Origin of the sequence: Streptomyces novaecaesareae (assembly GCF_000716875.1) — a bacterium.
Lineage (GTDB): Bacteria > Actinomycetota > Actinomycetes > Streptomycetales > Streptomycetaceae > Kitasatospora > Kitasatospora novaecaesareae.
On record NZ_JNWQ01000002.1, the window covers coordinates 65,732 to 79,434 of the forward strand.

Genomic DNA, 13,703 nt, shown 5'->3' on the forward strand with positions numbered 1-13,703 from the left:
TCCAGACTCCTCGTCAGTTGTCGGGCTGCCCCTGGGGGCGCCCGCTGAGCCCGCTCGGGCCCAGGTCGGTCCAGTGCACGTTCACGTAGGAGAGGGAGGCGGCCCGGTCGGCCGGGCCGTACGCGGCCGTCCAGCCCGCCGGCACCGCCACGGCGGCCGGCCAGAGCGAGTGCCGGCCCTGCGCGTCGACCAGGACCAGGAACTCGGCGTCCTCGACGTCGAAGGGGCTGGTCGCTCCCGCGCTCGTTCCAGCGCTCGTTCCGGCGCTCATTCCCGGACTCCTTCCGGCCGGCTCAGCAGGCCCTCCAGGGCCGCCACCGACGGCACGTCGAAGAACTCGGTGACGGTGAGCTCGACGTCCAGCGCCGCCCGGATCCGGCTGACCAGCCGCATCGCGGTGAGGGACTGGCCGCCCAGCTCGAAGAAGCTGTCGTCGACCCCGACCTCGGGCACGTCCAGCACCTCGGCGAAGAGCGCGCACAGCTGCCGCTGGCGCTCCGTCGCCGGCGCCCGGCGGGTCGAGCCGGCCACCGGCTCGGGCAGCGCCCGCCGGTCCAGCTTGCCGTTGGGGGTCAGCGGAAGGGCCGGCACGGCCACGAAGGCCGTCGGCACCATGTACGCGGGCAGCAGCTCCGCCGCGTGCGCCCGCAGCGCCCCCGCCTCGATCCCCTCGGACTCCGGGACGTAGTACGCCACCAGGCGCCGGTCACCGGACTCCGACTCCCGTGCCACGACGGCGACATGGGCCAGGCCGGGGTAGCGCGCCAGCACCGCCTCCACCTCGGCGGGCTCCACCCGGAAGCCCATCACCTTGAGCTGGTCGTTGGCCCGGCCGAGGTACTCCAGCCCGCCGTCCCGGTCCACCCGGACCAGGTCCCCGGTGCGGTACATCCGCTCGCCCGGCCCGTCGAAGGGATTGGCCACGAAGCGCTCGGCCGTCAGGTCGGGCCGGCCGAAGTAGCCGCGGGCCAGGCCGCGTCCGGCGATGTGCAGCTCTCCCACCCCGCCGGCCGGCACGGGCCGCAGCTGCGCGTCCAGGACGTGCAGCCGGACGCCGTCCATCGGCCGGCCGACGCCCACCGGGCCGTCCGCCCGGTACGGGGCCGTCATCGGCGCGCTGGTGCTGAACAGCGTGGCCTCGGTCGCGCCGTACATCGCCCGCACCACCAGGCCGGGGTTGTGGTCGAGCACCCGCCGGACGGCCGCGGGCGCGATGACGTCGCCGCCGGTGAGCACCTCGCGGACCCCGGCCAGGCAGCCCGGGTCCTCCTCGGCCAGCACCCGGAACAGCCCGGCGGTCAGGTGGATGCCGGTGATCCGCTCCTCGGCGATGAGCCCCCGCAGGGCGTGCACGTCGAGGTCGCCCGGCGGGGCCACCACGATCCGCCCGCCGTGCAGCAGCGGCACCCAGAACTCGTACGTGGAGACGTTGAAGGCGTACGGCGCCACCATCAGCACCCGCTCGTGCCGGCCGTCCGCCCAGATCGAGTCCAGGGCCAGGCCGAGCGCGTCCCGGTGGGCGATCGCGACGCCCTTCGGCTCCCCGGTCGAGCCCGAGGTGTGGATCACGTAGGCGAGCCGGTCCGGGTCGTCCGCGAGGGCCGGGGCCGTCGCGGGGTGGTCGGTGAGCCCCTTCTCGCCGTCGACGACGACCACCTCGGCGCCCTCCGGCAGCCCGTCGCGGCGCATCGCCTCGTCGGTCAGCAGCACCGGCGCCGCGCAGTGCTCCATGATCCACTGCTTGCGCTGCAGCGGGTAGGCGCTGTGCAGCGGCAGGTAGCAGCCGCCGGCCTTGAGCGCGGCCAGGATCGCCACCACCAGGTCCGCGGAGCGCTGCATCAGCACCGCGACCGGGGACTCCTCCCGGACGCCGAGTTCCCGCAGCCGGTGCGCCAGTCGGTTCGCCCGCTCGTCCAACTCGCGGTAGCTGAGCTGGACTTCGCCGGACGACACGGCGATCGCATCCGGTGTCCTGAGCGCCTGTTCCGTGAAATGCCCCTGAAGGGAAGGGGAAGCCACCATGCCCTCCGATCCTCGTCGATTGGTTGTCGGCCGGCTGTCGGCGCCGGGGCTCAGCTGTCGAGCAGTCCTTGGACGGAATCCCGGAGGTCGGCGAAGGAGTTGAGGTCGGGTACGGTCCACCCGTTCAGGTCGTACTCCGCCAGGCACTCGTCGACCAGGCCCTTGTAGGAGTCCAGCTGGCCGTTGGCGAGCTGGGCGAAGAGCAGTTCGATCCGGGTGTTCTCGTGGTTTCCGGCGTAGTTGCGCTCGTACAGCTCGTGGCGCCCGCCGAACTCGCTGCCGACGGCGTCCCAGAGCAGCTTCATCACCTTGACCCGCTCGACCGCGTCGACGCCGCCGGAGCCGCGCAGGAACCGGTCCAGGTAGGGCCGGATCTCCGGATTGTCGAAGTCCTTGGCGCTGGAGTTCGTGTAGATCAGCCCGCTGGCCACGTCCTGCAGCACGATCTCCCGGATCCGCGGGTAGCCCGTCTGCATGAACCACCGGTAGGCCAGCCCGTACTGGGAGTTGGGCAGCACCGCGCCGTTGCGCCAGGCGACCGGGTTGCGCGCCGCCGCGTCCGACAGGCCCCAGAACAGGTTGCGCCAGGCGAGCACCTCGCCGAGCCGGCTCTGCACCCCGCGGAAGTCGCTTGTGCCGGTGATGTCCAGGGCCTTGGCCAGCAGCCCGGCGATGAACTCCAGCTTCACCGCGAGCCGCGTGCAGCCGTGGAAGGTGAACCGTTCGATGAACCCGGACTGGCCGGTGAACATCCGGATCTTCTCCGGCTGCCCGTAGATGAAGACGTTCTCCCACGGGATGAGCACCTTGTCGAGCACCAGGATGGTGTCGTTCTCGTCCAGCCGGGACGACAGCGGGTAGTCGAAGGGGCTGCCCATCACCGCCGCCGTCGCGGTGTAGGACGGGCGGCAGATCAGCTTCATCCCGGGCGCGTTCATCGGCACGGTGGCCACCAGGGCGAAGGTGCGGTCCTTGATCGGCAGGCCGTGGTGCGCGATGAAGTTGTAGTGCGTCAACGCGGAGCCGGTCGCGACCACCTTCGCACCGGAGACCACCAGGCCGGCATCGGTCTCCCGCTCGGCGTGGATGAAGACGTCGGCCACCTGGTCCGGCGGCAGGCCGCGGTCGACCGGCGGGTGGACGATCGCGTGGTTCCAGTACAGCACCTTCTCCTGCGACTCGGCGTACCAGCGCCGGGCGTTGTCCGCGAACGGCTCGTAGAAGTCCGCGTTGGCGCCGAGGGTGCCGAGGAAGGACGCCTTGTAGTCGGGGCTGCGGCCCATCCAGCCGTAACTCATGCGCGCCCAGGCGGCGATGGCCTGCTGGTCGCCGACCAGGTCGTCCGCGCTGCGCGGGGTGGTGAAGAAGCGGTGCGTGTAACCCTCGCGACCGCTGTCGGTCGGGGTGGTCAGCACGCCTTGGTACTGCGGATCGTGCAGGGCGTCGTAGAGCCGGGCCGTCATCCGGACCGGATTGTGGAACGCGGGGTGCGCGGTGACGTCCTTGACCCTGTCGCCGTAGAGGTAGATCTCCCGGTCGTCGCGAAGACTCTCGATGTATTCCGAACCGTTCAGCGGGCGGGTCCCGGGTGGATTCCCGGCGGCGGTTTCGGGGGCTTCGGCCATCAGACGCCTCTCCTTGCTGGCGGTTCACCGGACGAACCGAGCCTGACAGTCCGGGCGCGGTGGCCGCTTCTCCCGACGTGCGCGCTTGGTCAGGGCTGTCTTCGGACTCAGCAAGAACGGAGGTGCCGCTGCCCAGCGGCCCACGGAGCATGAGCATCTGGATTGCCAGGCCGCAGGAAAGCCGCAGGAAGGACTCCGGAATGAGCAAGCGAATCGACATCGACATCGTGGTGCCGCTCTACCCGTTCATGCCGTATTTCCTCGACCGGACAAGGGAGTTGGCGGAGACGTTCACGGCCGCCCATCCCGAGTACCGGATCCACGTCACCGGCGCGGACTGGCTGTCGGTCCCGCAGGCGGTGGCCGACGCCGCCCTGAAGGACGGCGCGCCGACCATCGCGCAGTACTTCTACACCTCGACCCAGGACGCCCTCGACGCCCGACGGCCCGACGGCTCACCGCTGTTCACCTCGGTCGAGCGGGCGATCGCGGGGCGCACCGAGATCCTCGGCGAGCCGGTCGTGCTCGGCGACGTCACGGCCACCGCCCGGCAGTACTACCGCCACGACGGTGCGGTGGCGGCGATGCCGCCGCTCACCTCCACCACCCTGCTCTACGCCAACACCACCCTGCTGGAGCGGGCCGGGATCACCGACGTCCCGCAGACCTGGGCCGGGATCGAGGCCGCCTGCCGGGCCGTCGCCGCGCTCCCGGGCGGCCCGGAGCACGCGATCACCTGGCCCAACCACGGCTGGTGGTTCCAGCAGTCGGTGGCCCAGCAGGGCGCCCTGCTGGCCGACCACGACAACGGCCGCTCCGGCCGCGCCGAGAAGGTGTACCTCGACTCGGAGGCGATGCTCGCCTACGTCGAGTGGTGGCGCGGGCTGCACCGGGCCGGCCTGTACCGCTACCACCCCAGCCGGGTGAACACCGAGGTCGACTGGGACGGCAACTTCCGGGCCTTCGCCGACCAGCAGGTCGCCTTCGTCCTCACCACCTCGGTCGAGGCCGCCCGGATGGCCCAGGCCGGCCGGGACGGCGGCTTCACGGTGCAGACCTGCCGGATGCCGTACAACGACCGGGTGCCCTACGCGGGCAACGTGATCGGTGGGGACGCGCTCTGGCTGGCCGCCGGACTGGACGAGCAGACCCAGGACGGCGCCCTGGCCTTCATGCAGTACCTGAACTCCCCGAGGATCGCGGCCGACCGCCACCGGGAGACCGGATTCATCCCGGTCACCGGCGGGGCGATCGAACTGCTGGAGCAGGAGGGCTGGTTCCGCGACAAGCCGCATTTCCGTACGGCGCTGGACCAGCTCGGCGCAACCGCCGGCACCCCGGCCGCCCAGGGGGCGCTGCTCGGGGAGTTCGCCGCGATCCAGGACGTGCTGACCACCGCCATGCACGACGTCCTGGTCACGGACGTGGACCCGCGCGTCCGCTTCGCCCGGGCGAACGCGCAGGCCCAGCACCTGCTCGACCAGTACAACGAGGCCTGCCGGGGGCTGCGCCCCCGGGGCCCCGTCCGGGTCGGCTAGGGCAGGTCCTAGAAGGTCCGGGAACGCTCGGGGCGGAGCTCCAGCGGTGCGTCCGGCGCGCCGACCAGCTCCCGCAGCACCTCGCGGAAGCGGTCCACCTGCTCCGCCACCGAGCGTTCGTCGTAGAGGTTGCTGTTGTACTGGATGCCGGCGACGACATCGCCGGCCGGGTCGAGGTTGAGCGTCCACAGCGCGCCGTTGGGCACGTCCGAGCCCACCGGCTGCGAGGTGAGCCGACGCCGCACCTCGGTGTACTCCAGGTCCCCGATCAGCTCCCCGTCGAGCAGGAACGGGAACGGGAAGACCTGGAAGACGCAGGCGGCCCGGCCGTCCTCCAGCGTCGGCAGCATCAACTCCGGTGCCTGGGCGAGGATCTGCCCGAACGGGATGTCGTGGGCGTAGGCCTCCAGGCTGGTGGTGCGGATCCTGGTCACCACCTCGGCGAAGTCGCGGGCCCCGGCGAGATCGGTGCGCAGCGGGAGGAAGTTGAAGAACGGCCCGACGGTGTGGTGGAACCGCTCCTCGCCGCGCCCCGGCGAGAAGGTCGGCACCACCACGTCGGGGTTCCCGGTGGAGCGGGCGACCATCACCGCGAACGCGCCGAGCAGCACCATGAAGGGCGTGCTGCGCAGGGCCTGGGCGATCTCCACGGCCCGCGCGGTCAGTTCGGCGTCGACGGTGAAGCGGTGCACGGCGGTGGACTCCGGCAGCCCGGTCGACTTCGGCCGGTCGGTGGGCACCGAAAGGATCTCGGCGCCGGCCAGCTGCTTGCGCCAGAACGCCCGCGCCCCCTCCAGCGCCGGATCGGCCGCGAACTCCCGCTGCCAGTCAGCGAATTCGCGGTACGGCAGAGCGGTCGGCAGCTCCGGCTGCCGGTGCCCGCGGCGCTCGGCGTAGCGGACGGCGAGATCGCGGATGATCAGCCGCACCGACCAGCCGTCGGCCGCGGTGTGGTGCACGACCAGGGCGAGGACCGCGTCGTCCTCGTCGAAGCGGAGCAAGGTGCCCTGCAGCAGCGGGAGTTCGCGGGCGCTGATGGTGCCCGACTCGACCTCGGTGATCAGCTCCTCCACCGCCCGGTCGCGCGCCGCCGGATCCGCTCCGGGCAGCTCCCGCAGCTCCAGCCGTACCGGCGTGGGCGGATGGATCTCCTGGTGGCGCTCGTCCGCGCCGCGGACGATGGCGGTCCGCAGGGCCTCGTGCCGGACCACCACGTCGTCCAGGGCCAGTTGCAGCGTCCCGACGTCGACCTTCCCACGCAGCCGCCAGCCGTGCACGATGTGGAACCGCGGGCCGAACGGCCCCTCCTCGTCACCGCGGTCGAAACCGCAGAGGAACTCCTGGTTGAAGGAGAGCGGCCGTGTGGTCTCCTGGCCTTCCGACCACGGCTTCGCATCGGGACTCATGGGGAATTCCTTTCGCTGGGACCGGTCGATTCGCCCCGGAACCGTAGCAACTGCCCTCCCGCGGTGGTTCTTCGATCGTGCTGGCAATCGGGGAGGTGCGGCCCGGCCGTCCCGCGCGCGACGCTGGCCGGGAAAGTCCAGCTGACACCCGGTCGAACCGCAGAGGAGCTGCGCCGCCATGACGCTCGCCACGAATGCCGCAGGGCCCGGTTCGCCGCTGCCCCCCGAGTCCGTTCCGACGCCGGGCGAGCTCATCGCCAGGGCCGAGGCCATCGCCCCGCTCCTGGTGCCCCGGCAGGCCGAGACCGAACAGCGCACCTACTACGCCCAGGACACCCACGAGGAGTTCGCCGCGGCGGGCTTCTACCGGATCCTCGTCCCCAAGCGGTACGGCGGGTACGAACTCGGCGTCGACACCTTCCTGCGAGTGGCGATGACCCTCGCCCGCGGCTGCCCGTCGACGGGCTGGATGTACTGCCTCGGCGCGACCCACGCCCTCCCGGCGGCCTCGCTGTTCGGCGAGCGGGCGCAGGCCGAGCTGTTCGCCGGAGGAGACTTCATCTGCCCGGCCACCATCGTGCCGAGCGGCTCCGCCGAGCGGGCCGAGGGCGGCGGCTGGAAGGTCGACGGCACCTGGAACTACTGCTCGGGCTCGCCGTACGCCACGCACTTCATGGGCCACATCCCGATGCCCGGCGAGGACGGCGAGCCGCCCGCGCCGATGCTGTTCGTCGCCCCGCGCAGCGAGTTCCGCCGGCTCGACGACTGGGGAGGCCAACTGGGCCTCAAGGGCAGCGGTTCGCACAGCATCGTGATCGAGGACGGGCACGTCCCGGACCACCTCACGCTCCCCAGGACGCACATGAGCGAGGTCGTCGTCGACGAGGGCACGCCCGGCTACCGGCTGCACGGCAACCCGGAGTACGGCGGCGGCTCGCTCAGCTTCATGGTGCTGGAGGTGGCCTCGCTCGCCGTGGGCATGGCCCAGGGCGCGCTGGACGCCTACGGGGAGCTGATGGTCGGCCGCACCACGCTGTTCCCGCCCGTGGTCGCCCGGGCCGAGGACCCGGACTACCAGTTCTGGTACGGCGAGGCGGCGGGCATGATCGCCACCGCCGAGGCGGCCGTGCTGCAGGCGGTCAGGCAGTGGCAGGACCTCTGCGCGCAGGGGCCGGGCGCCTTCACCCGGGAGGAGGACCTGCGCATCGCCACCATCTGCCGCGAGGTGATCCGGCTCTGCTGGCACGCCGTGGAGGGGCAGCTGTTCCCGACGGCGGGTTCGAGCTCGGTGCGGCACGGCGAGCGGATCGAGCGGGTCTGGCGCGACCTGTCCACGCTGCACAGCCACTCCGGGATCGGCGTCTTCCTGTCCGCGGTGACCACCCGGGAGCTGGCCCGCGCCCGCTTCGGCGTCAAGTAGTCCGAGCGGCCCGAGTAGTCCGAGCAGCGAGAGCAGTCCGACCAGCCAGAGCAGTCCGACCAGCCCACGTACCCATTCCAGAGCGGGAGTTCGAGCCATGACCGAGACCGAGCAGGCCGTCGCGCTGCCCGGGGAGCCCGCCTTCGCCGCCGCGAGCGCCGTGTTCAACCTGGCGGCGCCGGTCCGGCCCGCGGCGGCGGTGACGGTCCGTACCGTCGAGCAGGTCCGGGCGGCACTGCGCCACGCGGAACGCGCCGGGCAGTGGGTCCGGGTGCACACCACCGGGCACGCCTCCTCCTCGGCGCGCCCGATGGACGACACCCTGCTGATCCGCACCGAACCGGCGGGCCCGGTCGAGGTCGACCCGGTGGCCCGCACCGCCCGCATCCCGGCCGGAACCCGCTGGGGCGAGGTGGTCGAGGCGGCGGCGAAGTACGGACTGGCCGCGCCGCACGGCTCCTCGCCGACGGTCGGTGTGGTCGGCTACCTGCTGCGCGGCGGGATCAGCTTCTACGGCCGGCGGGCCGGGCTCGCCGTGAACAGCGTCCGGGCCGTCGAACTCGTCACCCCGGACGGCGAGTTCCACCGCGTCTCGGCGGGCGCCGACCCCGAGCTGTTCTGGGCGCTGCGCGGGGGCGGGGGCGGCCTCGGCGTCGTCACCGCGATCGAGCTCGGGCTGTTCCCGGCCGCCCGGGTGGTCACCGGAGCGGCCTTCTGGCCCGCCTCGCACGGCCCCGAGCTGCTGAACCGCTGGCTGCGCTGGAGCCGCAGCGCACCCGAGGCCGTCACCACGGCGTTCCGGGTGATGAACCTGCCGAACGTGCCCGAGATCCCGCCGGCGCTGACCGCCGGCCCGGTGGTGTGCCTGGCCGGCGTGGTGCTCAGCCCGACCGACGGCGACCGGGCGACCGCCGAACGCCGGGCCGCCGACCTGCTCGGCCCGCTGCGCGCGATCGCCGAGCCGGTGCTGGACACCTGGTGCACCACCACCCCGCCCGCCGTGGTCCGCACGCACATGGACCCGACCGATCCGGTGCCCGTCCTGGGGGACCACCTGCTGCTCTCCGACCTCGGCGAGGACGGCGCCGGGGCCTTCCTCCGGGTGCTCGGCGAGGGCTCGGGATCGCCGCTGGTCAACGCCGAACTGCGGCAGCTCGGCGGCGCGCTCGCGGTGCCCGATCCGGCCGGCGGGGCGCTGAGCCACCTGGACGCCGCATTCGCCTTCACGGCGGGCGGTCTGGCGGTCGACCCGGGCACGACGGCGGCGATCCGGGCGCACTGCGCCGAGGCCCGCGCCGCCCTGGCGCCCTGGGACACCGGACGGACGGCGCCGACCCTGGTCGAGCGCCTGGACCAGCCGCAGCGGCACCTGTCGGCCGCCGCCGTCGAGCGGGTGGACGCCGTCCGCCGCCGGGTGGACCCCTCCGGGCGGCTGCGCCACGACGTCCCGCCGGGGGCCTCCGCCCTGCACTGACCACGGGCCGGTCGGCACCGGTACCGAAAGCGCCCGTGGAAACGCCCTCCGCAGCTCCTGCGGAGGGCGTTTCGTCATATCGGGGGCCCGGCATTCGGACGGGAAAACACTTGGCAAAATCCGCGGTGGGTCGGTGAGCAATGTGAGAGAAGCCTTTTCGGGGGCCCGGCGTACATGCTCGTGGAGTAGACCTGCGCGTGAAGTGGGATTCACCGTCGCAATTCGGGAGCGCGGATTCCAGGGCCCGGGACTTTCCTGTCCGGCGGAGCCGGCCGCGTCATGGAACTCGAATGCGATTACAGGGTCGTATGCGATCTGTCGAGAGGGGAACGCGGTGGCATTCCGTGAACGATTCCGCAGACTGATACCAGGCCTGGTGGTGGTGCTGGTCGCCGCCTCGCTGTTCTTCGCCGCCCGGAGCTCGGTCGCGGTGGCCGGGGCGGAGGAGACCGCGAAGCAGTACGGCTTCAAGGAGATGCCCATCGCGATGCCGCCCGGCTACGACCAGAAGCCGATGAGGACGGTCCGGGACGTCAACCCGGCCTACCAGAAGATCCGTTCGTGGATCTCCTCGGTCGGGGCCAGCATCGCGATCAACGACCTCACCGGGCACGGCGTGGCCGACAGCATGTGCATCGTCGACACCAGGACCGACAGCGTCATCGTGACGTACACCCCGACCGCCAGGCCGGCCGACCGCTTCACGCCGTTCGTCCTGGACGGCTCGCCGCTGCCGATGGACACCACCATGGCGCCCACCGGCTGCACGCCCGGCGACTTCAACGGCGACGGCCGGATGGACCTCCTGGTGACGTACTGGGGCCGCACGCCGATCCTGTTCATGGCCAGGTCGGACGCCGCCGAGCCGTCCCCGAGCGCCTACGCGGCGCGGGAGCTGGTGCCCTCGGAGTCCCTGGACGGGAAGTACCACGGGCCGCGGTGGAACACCGACGCGGCCTACGTCGGGGACCTCGACGGCAGCGGACACCCGTCGATCGTGATCGGGAACTACTTCCCCGACTCCGACGTGCTGGACCCGCACGGCCTCAACAACGTCTCGATGAACAACTCGCTGTCCAGCGCCAAGAACGCCGGCGGCGACCACGTGCTGCGCTGGCAGCAGGCCACCTCGGGCCCGGCGCCCACGGCCTCCTACGTGGAGGAGAAGGGCGCCATCCCGTGGGACGCGTCGACCGGCTGGACGCTGGCGATCTCGGGCGCCGACCTCACCGGTGACGGACTGCCCGACCTGTACGTCGCCAACGACTTCGGCCACGGGCACCTGCTGTACAACCGGTCGACGCCCGGGCAGATCAGGTTCACCGAGGCCAAGGGCGAGCGCACGCCGACCACCCCCAAGTCCTTCGTGCTCGGCAACGGCTCGTTCAAGGGCATGGGCGTCGACTTCGGCGACCTCGGCCACGACGGCAGGTTCGACATGGTGGTCAGCAACATCACCGTCGCGTGGGGCCTGGAGGAGAGCAACTTCGTCTGGATCAACCGGGCCAAGGACGAGGCCGACATGCGGAGCAAGATGGAGCAGGGCGTCGCGCCGTTCACCCAGGAGGCCGAGGAGTACGGCATGGCCTGGACCGGCTGGGGCTGGGACGCCAAGATGGGCGACTTCCTCAACAACGGCGACCTGAACGTCCTGCAGGCCACCGGCTTCGTGAAGGGCAAGATCGACCGCTGGCCGTGGCTGCAGGAGATGGCCATGACCAACGACGACCTGCTGTCCAACCCCGCGATGTGGCCCAACGTCCAGCCCGGTGACGACATCGCCGGCGACGAGGCGATCGCCTTCTACGCCAAGACCTCCGGCGGGAAGTACGCCAACATCAGCTCGCAGCTGGGCATCGCGGTGCCCACGCCGACCCGCGGCATCGCCACCGGCGACACCACGGGGACCGGCGCGCTGGACTTCGCCGTGGCCCGCCAGTGGGGGCCGCCCGCCTTCTACTGCAACACCTCGACGAACCTCGGCGACTACCTCAACCTGCGGCTCTACCGGCCGACCGGCGAGGACGGGTCGGGCCAGGGCCTGGTGAACACCGGGGCGCCGGCGTACGACGCCAAGGTGAGCGTCACCACCCCCGAGGGCACCCAGGTCTCCCAGCTCGACGGCGGCGGCGGCCACGGCGGCTACCGCAGCTTCGACGTGCGCTTCGGTCTCGGCTCCCACCACGGTCCGGTCAGCGTCCACCTGACCTGGCGCGACGCGAAGGGCCAGCCGCACGAGACGACCAAGGAGTTCACGCCCGGTACGCACTCCCTCATGCTGACCAGCGACGTCCAGGAGGTCCCCAACCGATGAGCGTGACCGCGCAATCCCGGCCCGGCGCCCCCGCGGCGCCCCCGCCGCCCGCCCCCGCGAAGCCGAAGGACCCGCGCTACCTCGCCCTGCGGAACTTCGCGATCTCCATCAGCGTGTTCAACACCTTCGGGTACACCCTGCTCGGCTTCGAGCAGCCCTGGCTGTGGGCGTTCATCGCGGTGTTCACCGCCTACGCCTGCGAGATCTGCTTCGAGCTGATCAGCGCCTGGGCGCAGCGGCGCGGGCCGCGCTTCCTCGGGAACGGGGCGCGCGGGGTCTACGAGTTCCTGCTGCCGGCGCACATCACGGCGCTCGCGGTCAACATGCTGACCTACGGGAACAACCAGCTGCTGCCGGTGATCTTCGGCGTGGTCATCGGCGTCGGCGGCAAGCACGCCCTGCAGGCGCCGGTCGCGGGCCGGATGCGGCACTTCATGAACCCGTCGAACTTCGGGATCACGATGTCGCTGGTGTGCTTCGGCTCCTGGTTCAGCATCGCGCCGCCGTACCAGTTCACGGAGAACGCGAACACGTTCTTCCGGATCATGATCCCGCTGATCATCGCCACCGCGGGGACGGTGATCAACGCCCTGCTCACCAAGCGGACCCCGCTGATCGTCGGCTGGCTCGGCGCGTTCGCCATCCAGGCCTTCGTCCGGCACTGGATCTGGGACGTCGCGCTGTTCTCCGCCCTCGGCGCGATGACCGGTGTCGCCTTCGTGCTGTTCACCAACTACATGATCAGCGACCCGGGAACCACACCGATGAAGGCCTGGCCCCAGTTCATGTTCGGCTCCGCGGTCGCCACGGTCTACGCGGTCCTGATGGTGTTCAACGTGGTCTACACGCTGTTCTTCGCCACCACGATCGTCTGCGGCCTGCGCGGGCTCGGCTGGTGGGTCGCGCACTGGATCAAGCGGTCCCGGGAGGCGGGCGGCGCGTACACCCCGGGTGGGACGGCCGTGCAGCAGCAGGCCGGTGGAGCCGGCGCCGTACCGCTGGGCACTCCGCGGCCGGCCGGGGCCCCGACGCCCGGCGCCTGACACCGCAACGGCTCCGTGGCGCTGCCCCGTTCGGGCAGCGCCACGGAGCCGTTTCCGATGACGCCTACGCTCAGGCGAGAACGGCCTCGACGGGCACCGTCGGCGGGTGGAACGGGCCCCAGGTGAAGGCGGGCAGCCAGGGCTCCGGCGCGGCGCTCCACGCCAGGGAGGCGATCTGGGCGAGCGAGCGCCGGCCGGTGAGCGTACGGAGCAGGTCGTGGCGGTGCCCGCGCAGCACGGCGGCCGGCTCGCCGTCGCCGGCCGTCCAGGCGGCGCCCGGCGCCTCGATGCGCACCGCCGGAAGCCCGTGCGTGCGCACCGCGTTCGCGAAGCCCCGGACGACCAGGTCCAGCGAGGAGGGGTAGGACGGGTGGTCCGTGACCACCGGCACCCCGAGCGCGCCGCGCAGGTCGAGCTCGTGGGTGAACGCGTCCATCATCAGCATCGTGTGCCTCAACTGCGGTGCCGTGGTGACCACGTGCTCCACCGGGCCGTCCAGCCGCGACCACTCGGCGAGCAGCTCGCCGAGGCCGCCGTCGGGGTCGGCGTCGGGGTCGGCGTGCGGGACCTCCCACAGGTTGCCGGGCGCGTCGGCGGCCACCGTCCGGCAGACCTCCAGCAGGTGGCCGACCACGTCCCGGACCGTCCACCCCGGACAGGCCGGGACGGGAACGGCGGCCGAGCCGGGCCGATCGCCCAGCAACCCGGTGATGTTCTCCCGGGAGCCGCGGTAGGCGAGATGGTCGGGCGCCCGCTCCCAGAGCGGCCCGGGCGCTGCCTCGACGTTCGGCCGATGCGTACTCATGCGAGTTCTCCTTCGGTTGGGCGACCTTGCCGGGAGACGGACCGACGGCGGCGCCG

General features: G+C 71.9%; 10 protein-coding genes. 5 read left to right on the forward strand and 5 right to left on the reverse strand.

The genetic code is table 11. The features are described 5' to 3' along the window. Positions 1–13 precede the first annotated feature (13 nt). The 3 genes from OP86_RS01255 to OP86_RS01265 are packed head-to-tail and all read right to left on the reverse strand — an operon-like array spanning position 14 to position 3,647. A complete protein-coding gene (locus tag OP86_RS01255; RefSeq protein WP_051829531.1) occupies positions 14–271 on the reverse strand; it encodes an MbtH family protein in 258 nt (85 codons plus the stop codon). Then, positions 268–2,022 carry a non-ribosomal peptide synthetase gene (locus tag OP86_RS01260; protein ID WP_209440324.1) on the reverse strand — a complete coding sequence of 585 codons (1,755 nt, stop codon included), beginning with the start codon at positions 2,020–2,022 and terminating at the stop codon, positions 268–270. Before OP86_RS01260 ends, OP86_RS01255 begins: the two co-directional genes overlap by 4 nt. Before the next feature lie 50 nt (positions 2,023–2,072). Next, on the reverse strand, positions 2,073–3,647 hold the full coding sequence (locus OP86_RS01265; protein ID WP_030057285.1) for a 4-hydroxyphenylacetate 3-hydroxylase family protein: 1,575 nt from the start codon (positions 3,645–3,647) through the stop codon (positions 2,073–2,075). A gap of 200 nt (positions 3,648–3,847) precedes the next feature. On the opposite strand from OP86_RS01265, the gene OP86_RS01270 reads away from it, so the two are divergent. After that, positions 3,848–5,185, forward strand: a complete 1,338-nt coding sequence (locus OP86_RS01270; RefSeq protein ID WP_030057286.1) for an extracellular solute-binding protein — start codon at positions 3,848–3,850, stop codon at positions 5,183–5,185. Between the two features lie 8 nt (positions 5,186–5,193). Here OP86_RS01270 and OP86_RS01275 read toward each other — a convergent pair whose 3' ends face one another. Further along, entirely contained in the window at positions 5,194–6,591 is a 1,398-nt protein-coding gene (locus OP86_RS01275) for a condensation domain-containing protein (RefSeq protein ID WP_033330571.1), read from the reverse strand. 178 nt (positions 6,592–6,769) lie between these two features. Between OP86_RS01275 and OP86_RS01280 the strand changes: the two genes are divergently transcribed. From OP86_RS01280 to OP86_RS01295, 4 genes are all read left to right on the forward strand, one after another. Beyond that, a complete protein-coding gene (locus OP86_RS01280) occupies positions 6,770–8,011 on the forward strand; it encodes an acyl-CoA dehydrogenase family protein (RefSeq protein ID WP_030057288.1) in 1,242 nt (413 codons plus the stop codon). A gap of 97 nt (positions 8,012–8,108) precedes the next feature. Further along, on the forward strand, positions 8,109–9,485 hold the full coding sequence (locus tag OP86_RS01285; RefSeq protein WP_030057289.1) for an FAD-binding oxidoreductase: 1,377 nt from the start codon (positions 8,109–8,111) through the stop codon (positions 9,483–9,485). A 379-nt stretch (positions 9,486–9,864) separates the two neighbouring features. Next, positions 9,865–11,799: a CRTAC1 family protein gene (locus OP86_RS01290; RefSeq protein ID WP_033330633.1), complete on the forward strand. Its 1,935-nt coding sequence runs from the start codon at positions 9,865–9,867 to the stop codon at positions 11,797–11,799. After that, positions 11,796–12,842, forward strand: coding sequence for a hypothetical protein (locus OP86_RS01295; protein WP_051829532.1), 1,047 nt, complete (start codon positions 11,796–11,798; stop codon positions 12,840–12,842). Before OP86_RS01290 ends, OP86_RS01295 begins: the two co-directional genes overlap by 4 nt. A 70-nt stretch (positions 12,843–12,912) precedes the next feature. On the opposite strand, the gene OP86_RS01300 is transcribed toward OP86_RS01295, so the two are convergent. Next, complete coding sequence (locus OP86_RS01300; protein ID WP_030057293.1) at positions 12,913–13,647, reverse strand: maleylpyruvate isomerase family mycothiol-dependent enzyme; 735 nt, start codon at positions 13,645–13,647, stop codon at positions 12,913–12,915. Between the last annotated feature and the right edge of the window lie 56 nt (positions 13,648–13,703).

Coding starts and splice junctions, on each gene's coding strand:
- OP86_RS01295 (WP_051829532.1), top strand. CDS start 11,796: ATGAGCGTGACCGCGCAATCCCGGCCCGGCGCCCCCGCGGCGCCCCCG.
- OP86_RS01270 (WP_030057286.1), top strand. CDS start 3,848: ATGAGCAAGCGAATCGACATCGACATCGTGGTGCCGCTCTACCCGTTC.
- OP86_RS01265 (WP_030057285.1), bottom strand. CDS start 3,647: ATGGCCGAAGCCCCCGAAACCGCCGCCGGGAATCCACCCGGGACCCGC.
- OP86_RS01300 (WP_030057293.1), bottom strand. CDS start 13,647: ATGAGTACGCATCGGCCGAACGTCGAGGCAGCGCCCGGGCCGCTCTGG.
- OP86_RS01255 (WP_051829531.1), bottom strand. CDS start 271: ATGAGCGCCGGAACGAGCGCTGGAACGAGCGCGGGAGCGACCAGCCCC.
- OP86_RS01260 (WP_209440324.1), bottom strand. CDS start 2,022: ATGGTGGCTTCCCCTTCCCTTCAGGGGCATTTCACGGAACAGGCGCTC.
- OP86_RS01280 (WP_030057288.1), top strand. CDS start 6,770: ATGACGCTCGCCACGAATGCCGCAGGGCCCGGTTCGCCGCTGCCCCCC.
- OP86_RS01285 (WP_030057289.1), top strand. CDS start 8,109: ATGACCGAGACCGAGCAGGCCGTCGCGCTGCCCGGGGAGCCCGCCTTC.
- OP86_RS01275 (WP_033330571.1), bottom strand. CDS start 6,591: ATGAGTCCCGATGCGAAGCCGTGGTCGGAAGGCCAGGAGACCACACGG.